General features: G+C 68.0%; 23 protein-coding genes. 1 reads left to right on the top strand and 22 read right to left on the bottom strand.

What is annotated here, in order from left to right:
- Positions 1 to 215: 215 nt before the first annotated feature.
- The gene (locus AAG827_RS07010; protein WP_129475668.1) at positions 216 to 1,052 is read right to left on the bottom strand and encodes an HAD family hydrolase; all 837 of its coding nucleotides are present in this window, start codon (positions 1,050 to 1,052) and stop codon (positions 216 to 218) included.
- Between the two features lie 99 nt (positions 1,053 to 1,151).
- Between AAG827_RS07010 and AAG827_RS07005 the strand changes: the two genes are divergently transcribed.
- Complete coding sequence (locus AAG827_RS07005; protein ID WP_341925171.1) at positions 1,152 to 1,337, top strand: hypothetical protein; 186 nt, start codon at positions 1,152 to 1,154, stop codon at positions 1,335 to 1,337.
- Positions 1,338 to 3,053: 1,716 nt separating this feature from the next.
- On the opposite strand, the gene AAG827_RS07000 is transcribed toward AAG827_RS07005, so the two are convergent.
- The 21 genes from AAG827_RS07000 to AAG827_RS06900 form a co-directional block, all read right to left on the bottom strand.
- Complete coding sequence (locus AAG827_RS07000; RefSeq protein WP_341925170.1) at positions 3,054 to 3,716, bottom strand: CoA-transferase; 663 nt, start codon at positions 3,714 to 3,716, stop codon at positions 3,054 to 3,056.
- Positions 3,716 to 4,411: a 3-oxoacid CoA-transferase subunit A gene (locus tag AAG827_RS06995; protein ID WP_341925169.1), complete on the bottom strand. Its 696-nt coding sequence runs from the start codon at positions 4,409 to 4,411 to the stop codon at positions 3,716 to 3,718. The genes AAG827_RS07000 and AAG827_RS06995 overlap by 1 nt, the downstream gene beginning before the upstream one ends.
- A gap of 1 nt (position 4,412) precedes the next feature.
- A complete protein-coding gene (locus tag AAG827_RS06990; protein ID WP_341925168.1) occupies positions 4,413 to 5,615 on the bottom strand; it encodes a thiolase family protein in 1,203 nt (400 codons plus the stop codon).
- A gap of 301 nt (positions 5,616 to 5,916) precedes the next feature.
- Positions 5,917 to 6,210, bottom strand: a complete 294-nt coding sequence (gene catC / locus AAG827_RS06985; RefSeq protein ID WP_341925167.1) for a muconolactone Delta-isomerase — start codon at positions 6,208 to 6,210, stop codon at positions 5,917 to 5,919.
- Positions 6,210 to 7,061 (bottom strand): catechol 1,2-dioxygenase, encoded by an 852-nt coding sequence (catA, locus tag AAG827_RS06980; RefSeq protein WP_341925166.1) that lies wholly within the window; start codon positions 7,059 to 7,061, stop codon positions 6,210 to 6,212. The genes catC and catA overlap by 1 nt, the downstream gene beginning before the upstream one ends.
- Before the next feature lie 71 nt (positions 7,062 to 7,132).
- A complete protein-coding gene (locus tag AAG827_RS06975; protein WP_341925165.1) occupies positions 7,133 to 8,236 on the bottom strand; it encodes an enolase C-terminal domain-like protein in 1,104 nt (367 codons plus the stop codon).
- A complete protein-coding gene (locus tag AAG827_RS06970; protein ID WP_341925163.1) occupies positions 8,233 to 9,225 on the bottom strand; it encodes a LysR substrate-binding domain-containing protein in 993 nt (330 codons plus the stop codon). The genes AAG827_RS06975 and AAG827_RS06970 overlap by 4 nt, the downstream gene beginning before the upstream one ends.
- Positions 9,226 to 9,277: 52 nt before the next feature.
- On the bottom strand, positions 9,278 to 10,081 hold the full coding sequence (locus AAG827_RS06965) for an alpha/beta fold hydrolase (RefSeq protein ID WP_341925162.1): 804 nt from the start codon (positions 10,079 to 10,081) through the stop codon (positions 9,278 to 9,280).
- On the bottom strand, positions 10,078 to 11,292 hold the full coding sequence (locus AAG827_RS06960; protein ID WP_341925161.1) for an FAD-dependent oxidoreductase: 1,215 nt from the start codon (positions 11,290 to 11,292) through the stop codon (positions 10,078 to 10,080). The genes AAG827_RS06965 and AAG827_RS06960 overlap by 4 nt, the downstream gene beginning before the upstream one ends.
- Before the next feature lie 41 nt (positions 11,293 to 11,333).
- Entirely contained in the window at positions 11,334 to 11,654 is a 321-nt protein-coding gene (locus AAG827_RS06955) for a 2Fe-2S iron-sulfur cluster-binding protein (protein ID WP_341925160.1), read from the bottom strand.
- Positions 11,655 to 11,680: 26 nt separating this feature from the next.
- Positions 11,681 to 13,174 carry a glutamine synthetase family protein gene (locus tag AAG827_RS06950; RefSeq protein ID WP_341925159.1) on the bottom strand — a complete coding sequence of 498 codons (1,494 nt, stop codon included), beginning with the start codon at positions 13,172 to 13,174 and terminating at the stop codon, positions 11,681 to 11,683.
- A gap of 57 nt (positions 13,175 to 13,231) precedes the next feature.
- The gene (locus AAG827_RS06945; RefSeq protein WP_341925158.1) at positions 13,232 to 13,927 is read right to left on the bottom strand and encodes a type 1 glutamine amidotransferase; all 696 of its coding nucleotides are present in this window, start codon (positions 13,925 to 13,927) and stop codon (positions 13,232 to 13,234) included.
- Positions 13,924 to 14,247 (bottom strand): hypothetical protein, encoded by a 324-nt coding sequence (locus AAG827_RS06940; RefSeq protein ID WP_341925157.1) that lies wholly within the window; start codon positions 14,245 to 14,247, stop codon positions 13,924 to 13,926. Before AAG827_RS06940 ends, AAG827_RS06945 begins: the two co-directional genes overlap by 4 nt.
- 3 nt (positions 14,248 to 14,250) lie before the next feature.
- The gene (locus tag AAG827_RS06935) at positions 14,251 to 14,850 is read right to left on the bottom strand and encodes an aromatic-ring-hydroxylating dioxygenase subunit beta (protein WP_341925156.1); all 600 of its coding nucleotides are present in this window, start codon (positions 14,848 to 14,850) and stop codon (positions 14,251 to 14,253) included.
- Positions 14,847 to 16,160 (bottom strand): aromatic ring-hydroxylating dioxygenase subunit alpha, encoded by a 1,314-nt coding sequence (locus tag AAG827_RS06930; protein ID WP_341925155.1) that lies wholly within the window; start codon positions 16,158 to 16,160, stop codon positions 14,847 to 14,849. Before AAG827_RS06930 ends, AAG827_RS06935 begins: the two co-directional genes overlap by 4 nt.
- 1,149 nt (positions 16,161 to 17,309) lie before the next feature.
- Positions 17,310 to 18,137, bottom strand: coding sequence for a M48 family metalloprotease (locus AAG827_RS06925; RefSeq protein ID WP_341925154.1), 828 nt, complete (start codon positions 18,135 to 18,137; stop codon positions 17,310 to 17,312).
- Between the two features lie 151 nt (positions 18,138 to 18,288).
- Positions 18,289 to 18,657: a hypothetical protein gene (locus AAG827_RS06920; RefSeq protein WP_341925153.1), complete on the bottom strand. Its 369-nt coding sequence runs from the start codon at positions 18,655 to 18,657 to the stop codon at positions 18,289 to 18,291.
- 35 nt (positions 18,658 to 18,692) lie between these two features.
- Entirely contained in the window at positions 18,693 to 19,403 is a 711-nt protein-coding gene (locus AAG827_RS06915; RefSeq protein WP_341925152.1) for a hypothetical protein, read from the bottom strand.
- Entirely contained in the window at positions 19,400 to 20,908 is a 1,509-nt protein-coding gene (locus tag AAG827_RS06910; protein WP_341925151.1) for a TraM recognition domain-containing protein, read from the bottom strand. The genes AAG827_RS06915 and AAG827_RS06910 overlap by 4 nt, the downstream gene beginning before the upstream one ends.
- Before the next feature lie 65 nt (positions 20,909 to 20,973).
- Positions 20,974 to 21,606 (bottom strand): hypothetical protein, encoded by a 633-nt coding sequence (locus tag AAG827_RS06905; protein WP_341925150.1) that lies wholly within the window; start codon positions 21,604 to 21,606, stop codon positions 20,974 to 20,976.
- A 151-nt stretch (positions 21,607 to 21,757) separates the two neighbouring features.
- Positions 21,758 to 24,982, bottom strand: a complete 3,225-nt coding sequence (locus tag AAG827_RS06900) for a peptidoglycan DD-metalloendopeptidase family protein (protein WP_341925149.1) — start codon at positions 24,980 to 24,982, stop codon at positions 21,758 to 21,760.
- Positions 24,983 to 25,020 lie beyond the last annotated feature (38 nt).

Here is a 25,020-nt window from a genome sequence, read left to right as displayed (position 1 = left end):
GCGGGCTCCAGGACGGGACCAGTGGCCGATAAGTCCCGCCACTCGGACTGCTTTCCCGCGCGCCGGCGTGGATTCTGCCGAGCGTCCCAGCTAGGGATCGGCTCGCGGGATGCGGACGCACTTCATGTCTGGAAGAGCCGCGCACCTTTGACAGCTATGCGGGGCGGCTGTCCGAGTTGGGGTCTGCACAATCCGCCGACAGTCAGGCGGATCGCCTACGCCGTCGGTATCACGACCGACTGCTGGAGCAGCAGCTTCTCGAGCACCTGAGCCACCCCGTCCTCCTCGTTGGAGGGACTGATCTCGTCTGCGGCCGCCAGCGCTGCAGCGCTCGCGTTGGCCACAGCCACTCCGCGGCCGGCCCACGCGAGCAGCTCGGCGTCGTTGGGTGCGTCGCCGAAGGCCAGCACCTCTTCGGCTGTGATGCCTAACCGGTCGCAGAGGCGGGCGATGCCCCACGCCTTGCTGATCCCCTCTGCCATGACCTCCACGAAGGGCGCACCGGAGTGGGTCGCAGCAAAGCCCGCTACCCCTGCCCCGCGGACGATGTCGAGGAGTTCGTCGACCGGACGGTCCGGGTGCCGCACGATCAATTTTAGGCTCGGTTCGGCCAGCACCTCCTCCAGCGTGTGGCTGCCCATGGTCGCAACGTCTCGTTTGTGGTCACGATCGGCGGCGATCGCGGTGTATCCCTGTTGCGGCACGAACCCTTCGCCCCCGTCGCGGACGCTCACAAACAACAGGCCATCCACCAGCGGCTTCAACGCCGACGCGAGCCGGCGCTGCACCGCCACTCCAACGGTCTGCTCGAAGATGACCTCGCCACTTGTCAGGTGCACACCCAGGGCGCCGTTGGAGCACACCGCCCACTCATCGAACCCGGCTTCCTCGGCGATCTGACGAAGTCCGATCGGCTGTCGCGCAGTCACCGGGACAACCTGAACGCCCGCGGCCCGTGCAGCATCAAGCGCGGCTCGAGTGCGGGGACTCACACTGAGGTCGTCGTGCAGCAACGTGCCGTCGAGATCGGTGGCGACGAGACGGATCGGCATGGACGCGAGCGTAGGGGAACGGCAGGACAGGGCACATGCCGCGCCTGGGGTTGGTCCGGTCGAGACCCTGGCTTGCCGAGCACAGCGTGCCAGTGCGGGATGGCCTACCGGATCGCGGCGCTGCTGCGCGAGAAGGACTCGGCCGCGGTCGTTCAGGCGTGGTTCCAGGGCATGAACCCGCGCCTCGACGACGTCGCGCCGGCGCGGCTGCTGCGCAAGGGCGACCTGGAGCAGGTCGGCCCCGGTGTTCTGGCGGCCGCGCGCGCGCTCGCCATGGCCGGATGACGCGGCCGGTGATTGAGGCGCCTCAGCTGGTCGTCGTCGACGCGGCCGAACAGGTCTGGCGAGTCGGCTTCAAGCCGGAGCCTTGGGCCCGGTCGCGTTGGGAGTGGGCCGGCGCCGATGGGCGCTTCCACGGCCGATGGGACGATCAGCAGGGCAACTTCCGCACCATCACGCCGGCTCCTCGCTTCCGGCCTGCCTGCTCGAGCTACTCGCCGGCTTCCGGCCGGACCCGACCCTCGCGCTCGAGCTCGACGACATCGTGGAGGACGACGAGGACGCCGCGGTGCATCCGACGGCCCAGGCTGGCGAGATCCCTATTCGTGGTTCGAGCCGAGGTCGGCGCGAGCGCGACACTGACGGGTCGCTTCTGTGTGGTGACGGCGGCGGAGTCCATCGCGGCCCTGAGGCGGCAGTTTGTCGCCCTCGCGCACCTGCTGAGCCTGCACGACTTCGACGCGGCCGCGCTCAAGGACGGGCGACCGCGAGCGCTCACCCAGTCGGTGGCCACCTTCCTGCACGCGACCACGGACCTCGACGGCGTCACGTTCGCCTCCGGCACGGCGACGACCTCACCTTGTGAGCCGGGTTCGAACGGGCCGCAGATGCGGCGACCAGCAGGACCCTGGACGCTATCGAGCACCACGCACTCTCCCCTGAGCACCCCGACATGCAAGCAGCCTTCCGGATCCTCGGCCTTGGCTGGGCGGACGCCTGATGGAGCAGTGGGTCGTTGTCCTCGACATTGGCTCGGTGGGGAGCAAGTTCGCCTGGTCCGCCCTCGACCTCCCCGTCCGGCGAGCGGCGGTGAGGAAGCGGCCTGCCCGATGAGCCCTCGTCTGGGGCTACTTCGGGTCTGCGCTGCCGGTGTCTTGTGGGGCACCGGCGGTCTCGTGGTCACCGTATTACATGAGGCAAAGGGCGAGCCATGACGGCGAGCGCGTGGCGGATGGCCCTCGCCGCGATAGCGTTGGTCAGGTTCGCCGTGGTCACCGGCCGCGCCGGTGTCGTTCGTCAGACCCTGCGCTCCCATCCGGTCCTCGCCGCACGGGTGGGCTGTGGCACGGCGGCCTACAGGGCCTGTACTTTCGTTGCTGTCCTGCTCGTGTGAGTCAGCGTCGCCGCCGTTGGCTCACTCGGCCTGGCGCCGATCCTGGCAGTTGTTTGGGAGCACGCCACGGCCCGAACCCGGCCCACTCGGCGGGAGATTTGCGGTCTTAGCCGCCGCGCTCGCGGGCCTGGTCCTCATGAGTGCTACCGCAGGCCACGGCTCCACCGCACCCAGCAGCCAACCGGTTCGGGCTCGCGCTGTCCGTCGGAGCGGGAGCAACCTATGCGGCAACCACGGTCCTGAGTCACACGCTCGCGCAACGGGTCGAGCCCCGTAGCCCTGTCCACCTCTGCCACCGCGGTTGGTACCGTCGCCCTACCTCCGTTCCTCGTTGTCGCTGCAGTGGCCGGTGAACCAGCGCTGACCTCGGATCCGACGTCGTTGGCGCTGCTGGAGTATCTCGGGGTGGCCGATGGCCCTCTCGTACGGATTGTTGTACGCGGGGCTGCGCACTACCTCGGGACCCGCAGTCACCGTCGCCACCCTGGTCGAACCGATATGTGCAGCAGTGCTGGCAGTCGTGCTCCTGGGCGAACGGCTCCCTGTTTCCGGCTTCATCGGCGGCGGCCTCATCCCCACACCACCTGTGACCAGATGAAGCGCGCGGGCTACCGATGAAGCGCGGCCACCTTGGCGCACAGTTCGTCGGGCGTGATGCCAAAGGTCGCCCGGATGCGTGCCCCGTCGGGGCCGAGGTCGAAGACGCCGTAGTCGGTGTAGACACGGCTCACGCAATTGATGCCGGTGAGCGGCATCGTGCAGGCCTGGACGAGCTTCGGCGTGCCGTCCTTCGCGAAGAGGCTCATCATCACGTAGACGTCCTTCGCGCCGATGGCGAGGTCCATCGCGCCGCCGACGGCCGGAATATCTCCGGGCTTCCCGGTGCTCCAGTTGGCGAGATCACCGTTGGGTGCGACCTGGAAGGCACCCAGCACGCAGACGTCGAGGTGACCGCCGCGCATCATCGCGAACGAGTCGGCGTGGTGGAAGTACGAGCAGCCCGGCGTTTCGACGACGGGCACCTTGCCGGCGTTGGTGAGGTCCGCATCGACCTCGTCGCCCTCGGCCTTGCGGCCCATGCCGAGCATACCGTTCTCGGTGTGGAGGATAACGTTGACGGTGCCGCTCTTGTCCTTGGGCAGGTGGTCGGCGATCTTCGTCGGCTGGCCGATACCGAGGTTGACGTAGGAGCCTTCTGGGATGTCGTGCGCGATGACTGCGGCGAGTTGATCCATGGTCAGCGGTGCTCGGGTGCTGGTGTCAGCGGTCATCAGCGTGCTCCCTTGACGGTGTAATGGCGGGCCTCGGTCTGGACGACCCGGTCGACGTAGATGGACGGGGTGACGATGCTCTCCGCGTCCAGGTAGCCAGTGGGAATGATCTCGTTGACCTGCACGATCGTGGTCGCGGCGGCCGTGGCCATGACCGGCCCAAAGTTGCGGGCGGTCTTGCGGTAGACGAGGTTGCCCAAGGCGTCGGACTGGTGGGCGCTGATCAGCGCGTAGTCGCCACGGATGGGGTACTCGAGGATGTAACGCATTCCGTTGATCGTGCGCTCCTCCTTGCCCTCGGCTAGTGGCGTGCCGACGGCGGTCGGACTGAAAAAGGCACCGATGCCGGCGCCGGCGGCGCGCATTCGCTCGGCGAGGTTGCCCTGCGGCACGACCTCGAGCTCGATCTTGCCCTCGCGGTAGAGCTCGTCGAAGACGTAGGAGTCGACTTGGCGAGGGAAGGAGCAGAGGATCTTCCGCACGCGTTTCGCCTTCAGCAGGGCCGCGAGCCCAACCTCGGCGTTGCCGGCGTTGTTGGCGACGATCGTGAGGTCTTTGGCGCCCTGCAGGATCAGCGCGTCGATCAGATCGAAGGGCATGCCTGCCAGGCCGAAGCCGCCGACGAGGATGGTCGAGCCGTCCTCGATGCCCGCGACCGCCTGCTCGGAAGTCGCCAAGATGCTGGTACGAGCCATGTCAGGCGACCTCGAGGTCTTCGAGGACGACGGCGAGGGCCTGGCCGACGCCGATGCAGATCGCGGCGACGCCGTAGCGCTCCTTCCTCTCCTGGAGGACCGCGGCAAGCGTGCCGATCAAGCGACCGCCCGAGGCCCCGAGCGGGTGGCCGATCGCGATCGCACCGCCCTTGCCGTTGACGATCTCGGGATCGGCGAGCCCCTCCTTGAGCCACGCGTCGATGCAGGCCAGCGACTGGACCGCGAATGCCTCGTTGAGCTCGACGGCACCGACATCCCCCCACGAGATGCCGGCGCCCGCGAGGGCCCGGTTGGCCGCCTCCACCGGGGCATAGCCGAAGTCCTGTGGGTCGAGGGCGAAGACGCCGCGACCGGCGATGCGGGCGATGGGGTCACGGCCGATCTTGGTGCTGGCGGACTCGGAGCCCAGCAGCACAGCGGACGCGCCGTCGCTGAGCGGCGAGGCGTTGCCGGCCGTGATGGTGCCGTCTCTGCGGAACACCGGCTTGAGGGCGGCGAAGGTTTCAGGCGTCGAGCTGGGGCGGATGCCCTCGTCGCGGCGAAAGGTCTCGCGGTTGGGCAGCGTCACTGGGGTGACGAGCGCGTCGTAGAAGCCGGCCTCCCACGCGGTGGTGGCGAGCTGGTGGGAGCGGGCGGCGTACTCGTCTTGGCGTTCGCGGCTGATGCCGAAGCGCTCCTGGAGCTGCTCGTTGGCCTCGCCGAGGGAGACGGTCCACTCCTTCGGCATCTTCTCGTTGACCAGCCGCCAGCCCAGTGTGGTCGAGACCAGGGCTTCGTTGCCTACCGGGAAGGGACGGCTCGGCTTGGGCATCACCCACGGCGCACGCGTCATCGATTCGACGCCACCGGTCAAGATCACGTCGGCCTCGCTGGTATCGATGGCGCGGGAGCCGATCATGACCGCGTCGAGGCTCGAGCCGCACAACCGGTTGACCGTCGTCGCCGGGATCGAGGTCGGCAGACCGGCGAGCAGCAGCCCCATCCGACCGACGTTGCGGTTGTCCTCGCCGGCCTGGTTGGCACAACCCCACACCGTGTCATCGATCACCGCCGGGTCCATCGAGGTCTCCGAGAGCACCGCGGCGACCGCCGCAGCAGCCAGGTCGTCAGGACGGACGCCGGCGAGTGTGCCACCGAGCTTACCGAAGGGTGTGCGGGTCACCGCGTAGACGAAGGCAGGCATCTCAATACCCTCGCTGAGGCTGGGTTCTGATCTGATCGGAACTGGCGTACTCGGTGCTCATAACAGGGATCCTTCCCAGGCTCCGCGCAGCAGCGCGGTCAGGTTCTCATCAGTGACAGGGGTGGTTGTTCGTCGGATGGCTGCCTTGGCTGGGGCCAAGCGCCCTCGCTTTGCCGGTTCCGGGCATTCCGTAGTCCTTGACCGCCCCGGGAGGACCGACGCTGGCGTCGAGCCTGTCCCGCAGCGCGCGGAGCCCGTCGACGGCGGTCGCGACGCCGAAAGTCGCTGCGATAGCTTTTAGTCAGGTGGAGGCGCTGTGGTGGATGTCTGAGGGGTGCACGGCCAACGGGGTCACGTGCACCTCCATGTAGGTGAACAGCGGGAGGTTGGAGAGGATGGCGTGGAGCTCGTCGTTCGAATCGACGTCGAACACGGAGTAGTTCGAGTACTCGCCGACGATGCGCCACAGGTGGATCCACTTGCCTTCGCGCTGCAGTTGCTGGGCGTAGTCCCTCTCCTGCCTCACGATCTGATTTCGGGTGTCACCGGGAAGATCGTGAGGCAGGTGGACGTCCATGCGGACGTGGTAGAGCATCAGCTGGCGGGGTCCAGCGTGATGTCGTACTGGACCAGGATGCTGCCGTCTGGCTGCTCTTGGGGGTCGAGCATGAGTTCGGGCTTGACGGCCTGGGCGATGTCGTCGTGGTTGTGGTCATCGCCGGGGAAGTAGAGCTGGGCGGTAAGCAGCTCGTGCCCAGGTGCCGAGACCTTGACGTGGATGTGAGCCGGCCGCCAGGCGTGCCAGCCCGCGGCCTCGATCAGGGCACCGGTCGCGCCGTCGTGTGGGATCTGGTACGGCTGGGGCTTGATGGTGTGGATGCGGAACTTCCCATCGTCCCCCACGGTGAAGACGCCGCGGAGGTTCCACTCAGGCTGACCCTCGGAGAACTGGGAGTAGAAGCCCGCGTTGTCGTCCTGCCAGACGTCGACCTTGCCGCTGGCCAGTGGGGTGCCGTCGGTGGACCTGATGACGCCTTCCCAGATCATCGGCGTGCCGGACTCTTCCCGCTCGAGGATGGATCCTTCTGCGCCGCGCTCAGGCGCGCCCGGGACGTGGTAGGGGCCTTCGATGGCGCCCTTGTTGCCCTTGCGGTGAGCGGTGGCCACTTGCTCGACTGCGTGCTCAACGAAGACATCGAGGAACAACGGCCACTCACCGTCGGCACCGACCTGGATCAGCCACGCCTTGAGCGCGTTGTACTCGTCGTAGGTGACCTGGTGCTTGCGGATGGTGGCGTGGACGGCGCTGAGGACCTCGCGAGCCAGGGTATCGACTCGGTCCTTGGGGACGTCCTTGACAGCGGCGAACGGGGACTTGTCCGCCTGGAACCGATCGGTTGCAGCTGCGCCGGAGGCCGACGCGGTGGCTGACTCGACTGTGGTCATGTTCTTCCTTCCATTCCTGTTGATGGGACCTCCGGATGTTCCGGAGGGGGTCGGTGCCCGCCCGGTCTCGGCTACTGGTCGAGGCGGTAGTGGGCGAGTTTCGATTCGTCGATCTCCACCGAGAGTCCGGCGCCCTGACGGACGACGAGCTCACCGTCGTGAATCTCGAGGGGGTCGGCGAGGAGGTCGTCGCTCATGTCGAGGAAATTCGACAGCTCTGCTGCGCGGCGCGCGGTCAGGCTGAAGGCAGCCCCGAAGGCGGCGGTGCACATGGTGCCGAGCTGTCCGTCGATCTGGTTGCCCATGACGACTTCGAGGCCGAGTCCTTCGGCGAGGTGGTGAACTCGCTGGCTCTGGGTGAACCCAGTCCTTGCGCACTTGATGCTCAGGGCTGTGGCGGAGCCGCCAAGGATCTCGCGGGTGACCTCAGCGGGGGTGGTAACCGATTCGTCGGCGACGAAGGGGAGATCGAGGTGGTCGACCAACCATCGCCGACCAAGAACGTCATCGGCTGGGCACAGTTCCTCGGCTAAGCTCAGACCGAGGTCGGCCATCTCCCGCATCGCCCGGAGCGCCTCCGATGCGCTCCAGCCGCGGTTGCCGTCGACGTAGAGTTCGATCTCGTTGCCAAAGCGCTCGCGAAGTGCCCGGACGACGGCCGTGTCGAGGGTGTAGGGCTGCCGCCCGACCTTGACCTTGAAGGTCCGGATCCCATGGGTCTCGATCATCCGCTCGGCCTCGGCGACCATCTTCGCCGGCTCTTCGAACCCGAGCATGTGTGAGACGCGCAGGCGGTCGGTGTATCCGCCCAGCAGCGCGGTGACCGGCTGATTGAGGGTGCTTCCGAGGGCGTCCCACAAGGCGATGTCGATGGCGGACTTCGCTGCAGGATTGCCAACGGTGCGCTGGAGGCGCTGCTGGGCCCGTTCCCGGTCCAGGAGCGTGAGTCCGATCAGCTGCGGCGCGAAGATCTTCTCGATGACGGCCACGATGCCCGCCTGCGTCTCACCGTAGGTGAAGGGCCGCGGCGGCGCCTCGCCCACACCGACCACACCGTCATCGGTGTGGACCTTCACCAAGACGTGTTCAGCTGTGTGCACCTCGCCGCTGGCGAATCGCAGCGGCTTGACATACGGGATGGCGAACGGAATCGCCTCGACCTTGACGATCTTCACAGGCTGACCTCGTCGATGAACGAGCTGGACAGGTGCGCAAGCTGGCGATCAGCCGCGAGGACACCCACGACGGCGCTGACGACAGGGCGCGGTTCCTCGGCGCGCCACCCGAGCGCCAGCTCGATGGTCCCGGCATCGGCGATGTCACGAAACCGCACGCCGGCCAGCGGGAACGCTCGTGCCGAGGCCGGCACGAGGGCAATGCCCATGCCGGCAGCAACCAACGACAGCAGGACAGCCGTTCCCGGCGCCTCGTGGGCGCGATCGGGGACGAATCCGGCTACCCGGCAGGCGCGAAGGATCGCATGGTTGACCGCGGAGTCCCGGCCGGCGTACCCGATGAAGTCCTCGTTGCGAAGGTCGATGAGTTGCGGGGCCGAGTGGCCGACGAGGCGGTGGTCCTCGGGAAGAGCCAGAATCAGCGGCTCCTCCTCGATCATGTGGGTCGCGATGCCCTCGCCCACCACCGGAGGGCGCAGCAGAGCGATGTCGATGGCTCCGGTCCGCAACTCTTCGCACAGCTCGGGGGTGAGAAAGTCGCCGCGCACGTCGATAGCGATGTTGGGCAGTTCGCGTCTGAGAGTCCTAACGACATGAGGCAGGTGAGAGATCGCCGCGGTGCCGACGGTTCCCAGCCGGACCAGACCGTGCTTGCCGTCGGCTAGGCGTCGCACCCCCCGCATGCTGTCCTCGACAGCGGCCAAGATCCGCCGGCTCTCCTCGAGGAAGAACTCGCCCGCAGGCGTGAGCGCGACGCGACGGGTGGTCCGGTTCAACAGAGTCACGCCGAGCTCGGACTCCAGGGACCGGATCGCCTGTGAGAGCGCGGGCTGAGCGATGAGCAGTCGCTCCGCAGCCTGTCCGAAGTGACAGGTCTCGGCGACAGCGGTGAAGTACCGAAGGTGACGCAGTTCCATACCGGGGCTCTCGTCTGTTGTCCGCGCACTGGTTGTGACGGGTATCACTTCACGGTAGAGGTTCTCTTCCATCACACACAAAGACCAATCATCGGTGGATTCATTGGCGAATCGAATAAATGGATCAGGCGCTCAGATGGGCTATGACGAGTTCGGCGACGGACTCCGGGGCCTCAACAGGCGCTAGGTGCCCCACGCCGGGTAGGACGGCGAGGTGGCCGTCCTGGACGCCCTCGGCGATCTCGCGCAGCAGCGTGACCGGTGTCGGGAGGTCCTGGTCTCCGGCGATCGCGAGGACCGGCGCGTCGATCTCGGCGAGGCGGTCGGTGACGTCGAAGCCAGCCAGGGCGCCGCACACCTGGGCGTAACCCGTCGGGTCGACCTCGAGGAGGCGCCGCGTGAAGGTGTCGGTGATGTCTGGTCGGCGTTGGGCGAAACCCGGACCGAACCAGCGCTGCAACGACCCCTCGACCAGCAATTCGGTGCCCTCGCCGGCGACCAGGTGTGCGCGTTCGCGCCACGATGCCGTATCCCCGATCCGGGCGCCGGTACAGGTCAGGATTGCCCCGGAGATTCGTGGCCGATGCTCCAGGAGCAGGTGGAGTCCCACCGCGCCACCCACCGAGTCTCCGGCGTAGGCGAACAGCGGGTGAGCCAGGCCGTTCACCGCAAGGAAGCGGTCGACGGCGGCCACCACACCTTGCGCGATGGAGGCCATCGACACGGGGTGCTCCGATACCGATCGGTTCGTGCCGTGCCCGGGCAGATCCCAGCCGAGCACGTAGAACTGGCCGCTCAAGAGAGCGGCCACCTCCCCCCACAGCTCTCGGACCGAAGTTCCCAGCGAGGGACCGACGACCAGGAGCGGGCTCGCGCGGCTCGAGGTCAGCTCGACGGTCGAGATGGCGGGTACGTCAAGGACGGTCATGCCTGGCCCTGCAGGAGTTCCTTCAGCGAGAGGGTGAGGTCATCGGCCCGCTCAGGATCGATGGTGCGCCCCTCCCCCAGCGCTCGCTTGACGGCCATGAAGTCCCGCGGGTTGTTGACCACGTCAGCGGCGATGAGGCGGTTCTGCTGGAAATAGAGAACGGTGAGTCGGGTGGACTCCGCGCGCACGATGTAGGCGTCATACCCGTCGGAGATGCCGGCGATCTGGATCTTCAGATCGGCCTGATCGGACCAAAACCATGCGACCCCGCGGCGTGGAGTCTCCGAGCCGGTGAGCACGTGAGCGGCCAGCTTGGACTGTTCCAACGCGTTGTTCACCGACTCGATCGTCAAGCGCTGACCGGGGAGGTTCGGGTGAGGTTGTTCGGCGCAATCGCCCACCGCGACGACGCCGTCGACCGAGGTTCGTCCTGCCTGATCCACCACGATCCCACGGCCACATTCCAGGCCCGCCTTCTCGGCGAGTTCTACATTGGGCAGGGCACCCACACCCACGATCACCACGTCAGCGGGAATGGTGGCTCCATCGGCGAGCCGGACGTGGGTGACCTGCCCGTCGACATTGCCCACGAGCTCGACGACGCTCGTGTCAAGACGGATCTCGATGCCGGCTGCGGCATGCCTCTTCATCAGGTAGTCGGACAGGGGCGGCGCGCATACCCGGCCCAGGAGACGTGGCGTTGCCTCGAGGACGGTCACCTCAAGCCCACGTCGACGCGAGGCGGCGGCGACTTCAAGGCCGATGAAACCGCCGCCCACCACCACGAGCCGGGCCGTGTCGACGAGCGTGGACCGGACCTGCTTGGCATCCTCGATGGTGCGCAGAGTGTGCACACCGGCCAACGATGCGCCGGGGACCGGCAACTCACGTGCCCGGGCACCGGTGGCGAACGCAAGCTTTTCGAACTGCACGGTGGTTGCGTCATCGAGCGTCGCGGTCCCCCCCTGGTCGGCGAGGTCGATGCTCACGACACGGCGGCCCTGTAGGACCTCGATCTCGTGCTCGTCAAGGAACGCCGGTGCCCTCAGAGCAAGGCTTTCCTCGTCCTCCTTTCCCTCCAGGAAGCCCTTGGACAGCGGCGGCCGCTGGTAGGGAGGGTAGGGCTCGTCTCCGATCACCGTGATGTGGCCACCGAAGGCCAGGTCACGCAGTTCGGTGGCCACACCGAGTCCGGCTTCGCCCGCTCCCACGATCAGGACGCTGGTGTGCGACCTCGCGTCGCCTGCCTCGCTCACTGTTCGGGTGCAATCGTGAGTTCGAGGCCGTCGAGTTCCTCGGTCATCCGGAGCTGGCAGGACAGCCTGCTTCGCTCCTGGCGAGGTGTCTCGGCGTCATCGAGCATCTCGGCTTCGAAGTCCTCGGCCACACCGGTCGCCTCGATCCATTGAGGGTCGACGAAGACGTGGCAGGTGGCGCAGGCCATTGCGCCGCCGCATTCGGCGACGATGCCAGGGACACCGAGCTTGATCGCGGTCTCCATCGCTGAGGCACCGATCCGGGCCTCCACCTTCTGGGTGGTGCCGTCGGGGCTTTGGAAGATAATCGTCGGCATAAATGCTTCCCTTCGAGGTGCGGGCTTCAGAAGAGCTCGAAGTACTCGCGGTGCTCCCAGTCGGTCACGCCGTTGACGTAGGTATCGGGGTCGGGGTTTGCCTCGACCCAGGCGTCGTACCGGGTGACCTCGCTGCGCTTCATGGTGACCATGTAGTCGATGAAGACGTCACCGAAGGTCTTGCGGAAGAATGAGTCTGCCTCGAGTGCGTCCACGGCGTCGGCCAGGCTGGTGGGCAGCTGGGGCACGTCGGCCGCGTAGGGGTCTTCGCTGACCGGACCCGGGTCGACCTTGTTCAGGATCCCGTCAAGTCCCGACACGGTCTGGGCGGCGATGTAGAGATAGGGGTTGGCAGCGGAGTCACCGACCCGGTTCTCGACGTGGGACGCCGTGTCATTGGGTGCACTGATGACCCGCATCATGGCCGCGCGGTTGTCCTGCCCCCAGGTGAGCCGGTCGGGCGCGAGGGAGTAGGGACGGCGGCGGCGGTAGCCGTTGATGGTCGGCGTGGTGAACACGGAGGCCGCGATGCCGTGCTGGAGGCTGCCGCCGACGTAGTGCTGCCCGAGTTCAGACAGCGGGGAGTTGTCGGTGGGGACCATCAGGTTCTCGCCGCTGTTCAGGTCGGCCAGCGAGGTGTGCAGGTGCCATCCGTTGGCGTAGAAGCCGGCGATCGCAGGGGTACACATGAACGAGGCGATGTGTCCGCGGCGCTTCGCGATCTGCTTGACCGTGGTGCGGAACAGGGCCGCGGAGTCGGCAGCCTGGAGGCCCTCGAGGATGTCGAAAGTCGTTTCGACCTGGCTCGGGGCCCACTCGTCGTCGAAGGAGCGCAACGGCAGCCCCATCTGGAGCAAGGCCTTGCGGATCGGCTTGAGGACGTCGTCGATCTCGTCGAGGTGGTCGACAAGGAGGTAGTTGTAGCCGCGACCGACAGGGGCCACGCGCGGCGGGTCCGCCGGGGATCCGGGAGCGCCCAGGGAGCCGCCGTCGAGTCGGTCGTCGACCAACCGGGTCAGGTACCACTCCATCTCCAGACCGGCGATGAGCTTGGCGCCGGTGGCGGCGAGGGCGGCCAGGGACTCCTTGAGGATGGTCCGGGGAGCGAGCGGGAAGGGCTGACCGTTGGTCATGTAGAGGTCAGCGAACACGAGGGCCGTGTTGTCCACCCAGGGCAGAATCGTGAAGGTGCCCGGATCCGGAACGGACTTCAGGTTCGGGCTCCCACCCAAGCCGTCGATGGCGAAACCGCCGTCCGCGCTGAAGGGGTTGAGCACGATCGCGTTCGCCGGGTCGAAGAAGAACGGGGCCATCGTGATCTCGTTGCCGGCCTGGAGCGCTGCAGCGTAGGCCGGCACGGTCAGCGCCTTGCCGCGCAGGAGCCCGTGCTGGTCGGGCCACACCAGGCGGACGATCTCGATGCCGTGCTGCTTGATGGACTCCAGCGACTGCTGGGCCGCGGCCTGCTGCTCCGCGGAGTGGAGACCGTACTGCTCGACGAACTTTGCGGTTGTTGCCATGGAATGCCTCCGAATTGGATTGCGAACTGGTTGATTTCGACCGGATGGGTTGACGACTCAAGACATCGAGGGGCTCGCGCCCCTCAAGGCTCGAAGCCAGCCGACAACCAGTCGTTCTCCTGGCGACGGTGCGGTCGCCGCGAGCTCTTCACGTAGCGCCAGGACGTCGACGCCGAAGGAGGCGAGCTTGTCGGCTTCGAACCCGAGCAGTGTCTCGATACCGGCTCGGTCCAGGTCGGGGTGGAACTGGATGGCCAGGACCGAGCCCGATGACCATGCTTGGACGTAGCGGTCCGAGACCGCGAGCGTCACTGCGCCGGGTGGCGGCACCATCGTGTCGGAGTGGAACGAGAAGAACCGCCCCGCCAGGCTCTCCCCCGCGTCCTCGACGGCCTTGACGTCGATGAACCCGACCTCGAGGCCCTTGTCGCCTGCCAGTGCGTGGCCGCCGAGTGCCTCAGCCGCGAGCTGGGACCCCAGGCACACGGCCATCGTCGGCACGTCAGCGTTGTACGCGTCGGCGATATATGCCTTCTCCTCGGCGAGGTAGGGGTGGTTGTCGACGTCGTAGGCGCTCTGAGGTCCACCCAGAACGATGACGCCTGCGACGTGTTCGAGCGGGGGAAGGGCGTCGCCGACGACGGGCCGGGCGACGTGGTACGGGATGCCGACCTCGGCGGCGGCCTTCGCCACGACTTCGGCGGAAGGGTTCTTGATGTGGCCGATGACGAGCACCGGAAGCTGGTCGTTCATGGTTGGGGTCTCGGTTCGATTCGTGTGTGCCAGGGGTCCCAGTGGTCGATTCCCGCCAGTGCGGCGAGCAGCTCGCTCGCGCTCTGGCGGTCCACGGCGACCCAGGTGTCATCGGGATGGACGCGGTAGGGGGTGAAGTCCCACAACTTGAGGGCCTTGGCCTGAGCGATGAGGGCGCTGGCCGCTTCGGTTTCCTTCTCCAAGCGGGCGACCCGGCGGTGGAGGAGAGCGTTCTCGCGGCGCAGGCGCTCCAGCTCGGCAGGCTCAACACTCGGGGGCGGTGGCTCCACGTTCTCCTCAGCTTCGGTCATGTCAGCCATGGCTCAGAAGACGATCGTGAGGTTCTCGTGGTACTGCTCGGAGTCGAGCAGGTTGGCTTGCTTGAGCCTGATCTTCCAGCCGTCACCATCGCGGGTGAGGACGTGGCCGTACCAGCCGGAGTAGGTCTTGGTCACGCCCGCACGGAACTCGCTGATGATAAAGTTGGAGCGGACGAGGGTGTCCCCGCCGGCGTCCTCGAGGACCTCGACGTTCCCGACGATCCGAACGGTCCGCGAGGCGGGAATCTGGCTGTAGGCCAGGCCCGTGCGGAGCCAGTAGACGCGGTCGGTGAGCCGGCGACGGTCGTCGAAGGCGTGGGAGACCTCGGTGCGAGGCTCCCCCCCGCCGGAGGTGACCGGGACCCAGTACAGGCAGTCGTCGGTGAAGAGGTCCAGCCAGTCGTTGAACCGCCCCTCGTCGACCAGACGTGCTTCTCGGACCAGGAATGCTGTGGCTTGAGCGAGGGTGGCCGCCTCGGGGGATGGCCAGTCCTCGCCGAAGCTGTCGCGGTAGTGATCCAGGCGGTCGTAGAAGGCAGCGTCGACGTGGTAGGAGAAGGACGAGGTGTCGGCGTACTGGGCCGGAATCGATGAGGTGCTCATGCCTGGGCTCCGTCCATGCGCTTGATCCATTCCGCGTAGTAGCTGCGCATGTGCAGCTCGTCAGTGACGGCGGTGGAGACCACACCGTCCTCGGCGGCGGACTGCCAGCCGGTTCCAAGACCCCGGTTCATCAAGATCCACTCCTCTTCGACGACGTCGAGGCCGCGCTGAACCTCTTCGAAGTTGGCTTGGTCGTCAGGCTCGCCGAAGGCGGGGAAGTCTTCCTGGGTCCGCATCCGGACAGTGTTGACCTCCTCGGGGACCCCTCCGATGGAGGTGGCATGCCACGTGAGCTGGGTCCGGTTGACGGCGAGGGGCTCGATCACCTGGATCTGGTTCCCGATGATGAGCAGGTTCGGGAAGATGCTGAGGTTGATCTGGGCGCCCACGCACAGGTCCAGGAGCTCGTCGGCGCGCTCGGGATACGTGGCGCGGATCTCCTCCTCGAACCTCTCCCGGCCGGGCTGCGGACGCTGATTGACCCAGAAGCCTCCCTCGTGGGCGGACCGCTGGTCGATGACGCTGTGCCCGTTTCCCAGTGAGTAGGAGCGCATCGGTCCGTCGTCCGGGGTGCGTCCGAAGTAGGACATGTCCTTGGACTCCCCCATGCGCGAGGCCATCTCCAGCAGCGAGCGGTGCGAGAAAGAGGGGTGGTAGCCGTCGCCGGCGTTGTCGTAGGCCAACTTCCAGTTGCCGCGGTACCCCATCCGGTAGGCCGCGCTGCGGACGAAGACCTCGCCGTTGGGCGCCCGGTCGATCCAGTAGTCGAGCCACGTGGTGGCCGGCCCGAGCCAATCGGGCACCGAGGGGGCACCCTCATTGAGGGTGCCGAAGATGAAGCCACGGTAGGTCTCGATGCGATTGACCTTGCGCAGCCCGAACTGCGACTTGTCGAAGTCCATGCCATAGCCCTCGGGCCACGGCGCGCCGACCAGCTCCCCGGTGTTGCGGAACGTCCACCCGTGATACGGACACTGAAAGCTTTTGGCCACCCCGGCCTCGTCGCGACAGATGGTCGCGCCACGGTGTGAGCACCGGTTGAAGATGCCGTGGAGGGCGCCGTTGCGGTCTCGGGTCAGGAGCAGCGGTCGCTGGCCCATCCGCACCGAGAGATAGGAGTGGGGCTTCGGCAGCTGAGACTCGTGGGCCAGGTAGACCCAGGACTGTCCGCCGAAGACCTTGACGATCTCTTCCTCGAACACGGCCGGATCGGTGTAGAGGGTTCGATGAACCCGGTCCTCCAGGACGCGATCATTCCACCGACTCAGGTCGGTGAGCGCAACGTCGGAGACCGTCTCGCCGATTGTCATTTTTCCTCGCCCTCGTCGAATGCTGGTTTTGCCTGCTGGAGCGCTTCTGCTGCGACTTTCGATTGCGCATAGTGGCTCCCTCGTACGAATGCTAAGGATCCTGTGGCCAGTAACACAAAGACCAAATCAAGACGAATTAATAAGTTGAACTGATAAGTCGCTTGGATGTCGTCACCCTCAGTTCAGGTGTTGCGACGTGGGGGTCGCAACCGGTCTCGCCAAGGGTGGCGTGCTGGAGTTTCGCTGTGGTGGCGGATGAGGGGTAACCGACCTCAGCCCAGGTGCCCTCGTCGTCGGCGCTGAGCAGGGGACGCGGACGCAGGCCGGTGTTGAGATCGCGACCGATACGGGGCGTGGTGTCGAGTGGTCTCTTGTAGGGCGCGAACGTAGTTGGGCAGCACTGCTCGTTCGAAGCGGGCGCTGGGGATCGCTAGGGAGATGCCGAACACGGCTCGGCCGGTCCCGTCGCGAACGACTTGCCCGACTCCGTCGCCCCCTTGCGCGGACTCCTCGAAGTTCGGGCATGCCTCGGTGTAGCGCAGGACGAGTGCGGGATCGATCGGGGTCGCCCGGGTGGGTGCCGGGGCATCGGGGCCAAGCGGCTTGTAGGCAACGAACGGGGTGCCGTCGACATCGCGGATGATGAGGATGCCGTTCGCGTCGCGGGTGCAACTCGAGGCGTTCGGCTTCGAGCGCGGTCTTGCGCTTCTCCCACGTCGGGAGCACGACGCTTGCCTCGAACGCCTCGTCCTCGCGTACGTAGGGCTCCTGACTCGGCGTGAGCGGCTGGCCGGGGATGATCGGTCCGCACCCGACCGCGGCCGCTCTCGCCCGGTGGCGGCTATTCAGGTGGCGCGCTGGGGACCCGACGACGCAAGAGCGGACCACCAACGCGGCTCCTGAGCCGTCGTCCCTGCCCCGGGCGACTCGACGGATCAGGCTGGTCCAGCATCCTGACCCTCCGAACCGAGTTTGTTGCAGGACCGCAACGTCTGCGACGCGGCCGTGACCGGCACCAGGCCGATGGCGTGCCGTCCCGTGGGAGGAACGATCTATGGGATCAGTACAGGCCAGCGCGTCTAGCCATGGCCATGCGTCCCGGATGACCCGTCCGCGATGGGTTACCGGTGGCGGAGGGTCCAGCGGGCACTATCGTCCGGGCTCTTCGGCCAGGTGACGGCGCATGGCCGCAAGCCGCGCCGGCGCCGGTGGGTGAGCTGCGAGCCAGCGTCGCTCGAGGCGGGCCAATCCTCGGGCGGGCCGCCCATCGGGCAGCGGCCTGGTCACGTGTTCGTCGAGGAACCGCATCAGCTCGGCGGCCGCGGCGAGGTCGTGGGTCAGTTCGACCGCGAACAGGTCCGCGGCGATCTCCTCGCGTCGGTCGAAGGCGACCTGGAGGCCCAGGAGCGCGACTGCGGTGGCCAGCGTCGCCGTCAGTGCCAGGCCGCCGAGCTGCGGTGACGTCCCCAGCGCGGTCACGCCGAGACTGGCGCCGGTCCCCATCAGCACCAGGTAGCCGGCGAGCCACGCGTAGCGGCCCGCGGCCGAGCTGCGTTCGCGTCGGATGACGTGCGCGAGTTCGTGGGCGGCCAGGCTGTGCACCGCGGCGGGACTCAGCCCGGTCAGCGCAGCGGTTGCGAACACCACGGTGGGCGCGTGGCCGACGCGGAACCGCGTGACGGCCAGGCCGCCATCGCCAGTCACCGGTCCCCCGCTATTGGCGAGTGGCACTCCGAGGACCGTTACGACATCGACGGCGGGCGCCGCCACACTCGCGCGTGACGCGACCGCGGTCATCGCTGCGGCGGCCAGCTGTCGCAGACCGTCGATGTCACCCGGATCGGCGTCCTCGTCTGGTCGCCAGCTGGTCGACCAGGCGAGGATGACCTTGGTGAGTGCCACGAGTATCAGCACGGCACCGCCGAGGTAGGCGATGGTCAGCAGGATGAGTGCCACGTCGCGGGCCGGTTCGGGCATGGCTTCTAGGGTCGTCGCGTCGCCTCGGTGGGAACGCTGAGAATCGCTCCCACGCAAGCGGTCCGCTCGGGGGCGGGTGTTGGACGGCGGATCGTGTCTCTCAGCGGCGTTCTGAGACCGATTCGGGCCGTTGGTCGCGCTGCGGGACTGTTCATGGTGTCGCAGTGGGCGCTGGCCGTCGCGTGGCGGCGTCGGGCGGCGTCGACCATGAGACGGCGCGGTCCTCCTCGGAGCGGCCGCGCAGGTGTGTCGCAGGCTCCTGGGAGTCCGAGGTCTCACGGCTTGATTCGATCGCGTGGTCCTGTTCGTCTGGGCTTGGCGCTCCGTAGCGCCGTTCGGCCATCGTCTCCACCTTCGACACCGCGTCCCAGACGTGGTCGCCCGAGCCGTGGGAGTAGCAGGCGTTGAGGTGCTCGCGTGCGTGGCCGAGTTCCTTCTTGCTCGAGCGGGGGTGCTCACCCAGGGCTTTGAGTGCGCGCTGGGCGCGGCCGATGGCCTGGGAGCGCTCGTTGATCGACATCGTCGCGGCGTTGGTTCGTCGAGTTGTTTCCTGCGTCATTCCCTTGGTCCCTTCTCGGTGCGGGTGCGCTTCTGCGCACCGGGCTGCTCGTCGTCTTGGATTTCGCCGGTGTCGAGGTCGACCAGACCGAGCCGAGGCGGCGCATCGCGTCGGGTCGCCTGGTCGTCGGCGCGGCGCTGGCTGGCGGGCAGTGCGTCGACGTCGTGGGCGAAGGCGTTCTCGCGGCGCTCGGTGGCGGCCTCGGCGACGTGCTCGCTGTGCCGCGGCTTGGCCGGCCATCCCTTGTGGTCGTCATCGCAGTGCGCGCGCAGGCGGTTGCGCATCCGGTCGGTGAAGGCGGGCAGGCAGTAGCGGTGCCACTCCTCAAGTGCGTCGCTGGTCATCGCCAGGCCGGCTCGTCGACGCTGGTCGGCGAGGACCGCGATCTCGTGGACCAGGTGCGGGTGGGACGGCCAGCAGCTGGGGATGAGCCCGGCGACGTCCCAGGAGTAGTCGTGATTGAGCCAGATCACGACTTCCTCGAGCCATTCCCACAGCCCGTGCCGCAGATCGGGGTCCAGGCACCTCGCCGGCTCCCACGGCCTCGGCAGCAGCGCGTGGTTGCCCAGCGCCTTCTTCTGGTCCTCTGAGCCGTTGACGGCGATGTGGAGCTCGCGGTAGGCCAGCCGGACTTCCTCTCCCGGCGTCGGGAACGCGAACACCATCGCCGCCGGGGCCGCGCGCCGGCTGTGCTGGGGGCTGGTCACCGCTCGCTCCTTGCGCGGTCGCCGCGGGTGAGGTGGTCGGTGTCGTCGTCGACGAAGCCGAGGCGCCGTGCCTCGGCGAGGGCGGCGGCCGCCCGGGCGTCGGGGGTGACGACCATGCGCCGGTCGCTGGTGAGCTGCTCGCGCAGCGTCCGCTGGTCGGCGAGCAGACGTGCACCGGCCTTGCCTTCGACGCAGCGGTGGAGCTTGGCGATGATCGGTTTGCCGTTCTCGGCGATCACGAGCGCCTGGCGCTCGGGCAGCTGGCGGACTTCCTCGGGTCGCATGATCGGGATGTCGTCCCCGGAGTAGCTGCGGCCGCCGCCGTGGGTTCCGCCGGCCTGGTGGGTGACGCGGCCGACGCGGACCGTGCCGAGGAGGTCGGAGATCTCCTGGTTGAACTGGACGTCCTTGGACCCGCCGAACATGACGAGGGCGTTGGTGAGGCCGAGCAGCGCCCGGGCCTCGTGCTCGCCGAAGATGCTGGTCAGCTGGGGACGGGTCTGCGCGGCCCAGATGAACGACAGGCCGAGGGCGCGTTCGTTGGCCATCCGGGTGCGCAGGGTCGGAAGCGGCGCGGTCGATGGCAGCTCGTCGAGCACCGACACCAGCGGTGGGCACAGCCGCCCGCCCCACGGGGAGCTGTTGGCCAGCAACAGTCCGGTGTCCAGCACGTGCTCGGCCACGGCAGTCATCAGCGGGCTGGCGCTCGCGTAGGGGTCTTCGCGGCCGAGGAGGTAGATGGTGCCGCGGCGCCGGATCACGTCGGCGAGGTCGGTCGCCGGCCGTCCGTGGCCGGGAATGCAGCGGCGGCGGGTTTCGGCCTGGAAGAACAGGGAGACCGCCTGCTGCACTGTGGTGATCGTGTTGCCGGCGGTGCGGTCGTCGCCGTTGAGCGCACCGTGGAGCAGGCCGTGCCAGAACGGTTCGGCGTGCGGGTGTCGGCGCAGGATCTCCATCGGCTGTGAGGCTGCGGTGGGGTTGGCGACCCACTGCAGCACGTCCTCGAGCGTCTTGCCGGTCAGCGCGGCGGCGTGGAAGTAGCCCTGCAGCACCTTGGCCGACTCGGCGGCGTAGAACCGGGCTGCCTCGTCGCCGGTGCCGCCGTTGATGGCTCCCTTGACGGTGCCGGCGGTGAAGGCTTTGGCGCGGCGTTCGGCCACCTTGGGGTCGACGCAGCCGGCGATCGGGTCCCAGATCAGCTCGTCGACGCCGTGACCCCAGATGCCCTCGGCGAGCCCGAAGGGGTCGAGCACGACGCAGGGCCGGTCGTTGCGGGAGCGTTCGGTGAGGCTGAGCAGCAGGTCCTCGACCTTCGTGAGCGTCACCAGCGCGGCTCCGGGGGCGCCGAGGAGTGCGGGGGTCAGCAGGTCGAGGGTCTTGCCGGAGCCCTGCGGCCCGATCACGCCTGCGGTGCGGTCCCACGGGACCCACAGCTCGCCGCCACGGGGCTCGTGTGCGTCTCCGATGCGCCAGCCGACGTCCCAGGGGTCGAAGCGCCTCTTCATGACACCCCTCCGGGAGTCTGCGGCCGTGGTGGTGACACCAAGCGGTGTCTGCGGGGTCTGGTCGTTCATGGCTTCTCCTTGGTTCCGCGGCCGGCTACCAGCCACGGGCTCAGCCCGCGGCCGAGCTGCGGCCCGGGTTGCTCGGCTGTGTCGCCGGGTGTGCCTTGGGCGCGGCCGGCCGATCCGTCGAGAGAGGTCGTGGGCGCGGGGCTGGCGTGCTTCCCGTGGAGGTCCGGGCGGACGATGCCGGCGACCTTGCGGAGCCTGGTGACTCCGAGCATCCGCTCGGCCTCGGCTGAGGTGGCCATGCCGCGCATGCGGCCGGGTCCCCAACGCTGGAGGACGAAGATCGCCAGCCAGCCGAGCGCTGCGACCACGAGGAGCTCGGTGACGATCACGCAGCCCCACGTCAGGGTCGGACCGGCGAGCCGGCCGTTGCTGGCCTCGTCCTGGGCCAGGCCGGCGCTGGAGTCGCCGGTGACGACGCCGGGCAGGCTGGTCCAGAAGGCGGTGCCGATCGGCGAGGTGAACTGTCCGGCGTCCGGGTCGGGCCAGGTCCAGCCGGCGCCGGCGACGAGGTTGGCCAGGGAGCGACCGAGTTGGAGCCCGGTGACGATGGCGAACCCGCCGGCCAGGGCCACGCCCACGGGGATCTCCCAGGTCCAGGGGTAGGGGTCTCGTCGACGTTCTCGCTGCACGGTGCTCCGCCTTCCGTTGCCAGGTACTTCTCGGGGCCGGGTCCGCCCGGTCTCCTAGGTCAGTGGGAGGCGTGGGAGCGATCACCGCGGCGCGGGTGGTGTTGACCGCACGAAGGGACGTCGTTCTGTCACCGGGCGGTCTGGGCGGCTCTTATGCCGCTTGAGCGGCCGCTGTGCCGAGGTTCGGGGAGGCGTTCTCGGCCAGCCATTGGGAGGGGTCGACGTTGTCGGGGCCGTAGATCGAGCCGTTCTCGAGGTGGACCTCGAAGTGCAGGTGGCAGCCGCGTGAGTTTCCCTTGTCGCCGGCCATGCCGATCTGCTGGCCGGCCTGGACGGTCTCGCCGCGGCTGACGGTGACCTGCTGCATGTGGGCGTACCAGGTGGTCAGGGAGTTGGCGCCGGTGCTGACCTTGACCAGGGTGGGGCCGGCCCAGGACTGGGTGGTGTCGATCTCGACGGTGCCGGCGTGGGCGGCGTAGACGGGGGTGCCGCATGGCGCTCCGAAGTCGGTGCCGGTGTGCCAGGACTCCCAGGCGCTTCCCTGGCTGTGCCAGTTGTGGGCGTCGCTGGCGACGTAGGCGGCGGGGACCGGGTAGACGATCTCGGAGCAGCTGGCTGTCTCGCCGCCGCTGGAGATGGGACCGACGCCAACAGAGAAGGGGTCGCCGGGCTTGACGTTGATGTGGACGTGGTCGCGGTGGTCCTCGGTGGCGCTGCCTCGGCTGTCCATGGGGCGCCAGCCCTCGCCGGTGCGGCTGGTCGACCAGATCTGCTGGTACCAGATGATGTAGTCGATCCCGAGCTCGCTGGCGTGCTGCTTGGCGTAGTCGGCGAGCGCCTGCCCTTGGGCGCGGCCGGCGGCGCTGAGCGGGACCATGAAGTCGGCCGCCAGACCCGCGGGGTGGCCGTTGGGGTCGGTGGCGCTGTCGCGGTAGCCGCCGACGGTCTTGATGTCGAACATCGGGCCCAGGACGTTGACGAGCTGGGTCAGCTGGGGCTTGACCTGCCCGAGGTTGTAGTTGGTGTTGGTCGCCCCCGAGGTCAGGGCGCATCCGGCGCTGCTGCCGGCGGTGGTGGCCACGACGAGCGGGTGGTCACTGAGCTTCTGCGACTGGGTGCTGTTGTCGACCCGTGCGCTGGCCCAGGTGAGGTTGGCGCCGTAGATGTGGTCGATCGGGGCGTCCTCCTTCGGCTGCCGGCACGGTGCCGAGGAGCCGCCGAAGGCGTTGGTCAGGGTCGGGGTGAGCACGCAGTGTGAGGCGTTCTGGCCATCGTTCCCGTCGTTGAAGTCGCCCATGATGACCGTGGGCGTGCCGGTGGCAGCCAGGTCGTTGAGGGTGTCGAGCTGTCTGCGCAGCGCCTCCACGCGATGGGTGGAGGCGTTGCCCTGGGTGTTGGCCGGGTTGTGGATGCTCCAGACCCAGATCGCCTGGCCGGTGGTGGTCGAGGTCAGCTGTACCAGCGGCATGCCGACGTTCTTGCCGCCGAAGTAGGGGATGTCGACGAGCCGCTGGTCGGTGGCGGTCCACTCGTTGAGGTCCCAGATGACCTTGTTCTGGGTGGGTCCCGAGGACGGGTATATGCCCCACTGTTGGGAGTAGCGGCTGGCGAGTGCGTCGGCTTGCGGGCCGTGGACCTCCTGGAGCGCAGCAATGGTGATCCCGGCGCCCTCGAGCGCGCTCATCGCACCGGGCAGCCGGGCCTGCCAGCCGCCGAAGCCGCCGCGTTCGTTGCCGCCGCCTGCCTTGCCGTCGGTGTGGCCGGCGCCGAGGATGTTGAGGGTGCCGACGGTGATCGGGGCGATGGTGTCGCCGTCGATGCAGCTGCCGGTCGACGTCGTGGTGGAGGTGTTCTCGACATCGCCGCCGGGGATGTCGGGAAGGTCGCCGCCGAGGATGTCGGTGATGTCGCCGGCGACGTCCTCCCACTGGGCGTAGGCGTCGGGGAGCCCAGAGCGCTGCACGGCCTGGGCGGCCTCAGTCACCGGCATCTGCTCCCAGCCGGGGATGTCGAGCAGCCCGGGGTTGCTGGTGTGTTGGGCTCGGCCGAAGAAGGCCTGGGCCGCCAGGGTCGGGTTGGTGACCTGGGCGCGGCTGCCCCAACCGGTCGAGGGGCGTTGCTGGAACAGGCCGCCGGAGTCGCGGTCGCCGCCGTCGAGGTTGACCAGCTTGGACTCCTGGATCGCCGTGGCGATCGCGACCTGGAGGCCGTAGTGGGGGATGCGCAGGTCGCGGGCGACCTGGGCGATGGTGGCCGCGTTGCGGGCCTGCTCACCGGTCAGGGTGGGGTAGGCGTCGGAGAAGCGCAGCTGCATCAGTGCGGGGAGGACGTCGCCGGCCGGCGGGGCGGCGGCCCCGTCGTCGACGTCGCCGGAACGACCCGAGTCAGTGCTTGAGGTGTCTGCCACCGTGGCGATGCCGGGGGTTGGGCCGGTGGCGGAGCTGGGGCCGGCGCCGTTCATGTCGATTCGCGCGGTGAGCCACTGGTGGTCGGAGGCCATCGGGCCGGTCCAGCTGTTGGCCAGACGCGTGCCCTGGCTCTGGGGGAAGAAGACGAAGTCGACCGAGTGGTTTGCCCACCCGTAGCCGGCGGCTTGCATCTTTGAGACCGCCGACCAGGGCAGGTCGGTGTAGGAGGCGTGGGTGTTCATGTCGCCGCCGATGACGACCGGGCCGTGGGAGGCCAGCGAGTTCGTCAGCTGGACGAGGATGTCCATCCCGGCGCCGTACTGCTGGGCGCGGGTCAGGGCTGGGTTGCCGTGCTGGCGGGGGAACTTGTGGGGGTTGGTCATGTGGTGCGTGGCGATGACCGAGATCACGGCGCCGTCGCTCTTGCGCTGCAGCATCACCCAGGTCGCGTACCGGTCCCAGGTGCGTGGCTCGCCCTTGAAGTAGAGCTGGTCGTCCGAGACGATCTGGACGCGGCCGGCGTTGACCTTGGTCCAGACGTCGCGCTTCCACAGCACCGCGTTGTTCTTCGACTCGTTCGAGTCAGTGCCTGCGGCGGGGGCCTCGCGGAAGGCGTCGTAGCCCGGGGCGGCGCTCGTGATCTGGTCGATGCTGCGGCTGCTGACCTCGTTGAGGGTGAGGAAGTCGGGGTCGTGGGTGAGGGCTTTGCGGACGTCGGAGTTGAACGCCTCGAGCGGAAGGCTGACCTTGATGTTGGCCTGCGAGAGGGTGACCGCTCCTGTGATGGGCCCGCCGACCGGGCCCTCGATGTCGCCGAGGTCGCCCAGGGCGCTGGACACGCTGGTGTCGGCCTGGGTGCGGCACTCGGCGGCAGCCTGGGTCGACATCGTGATCATCACGGCGCCGATCATGGGCAGCGCGGTGAGGATCACCAACACCGGCAGGACCGCCAGGAGTAACTTCTTCACGACGTATCGACCCTCAGATTCGGCCGGTTCAGGAGGCC

This window comes from Nocardioides psychrotolerans (assembly GCF_943371775.1).
Taxonomy (GTDB): Bacteria; Actinomycetota; Actinomycetes; order Propionibacteriales; family Nocardioidaceae; genus Nocardioides; species Nocardioides psychrotolerans_A.
This window is presented reverse-complemented; position numbering and strand designations above follow the sequence as displayed.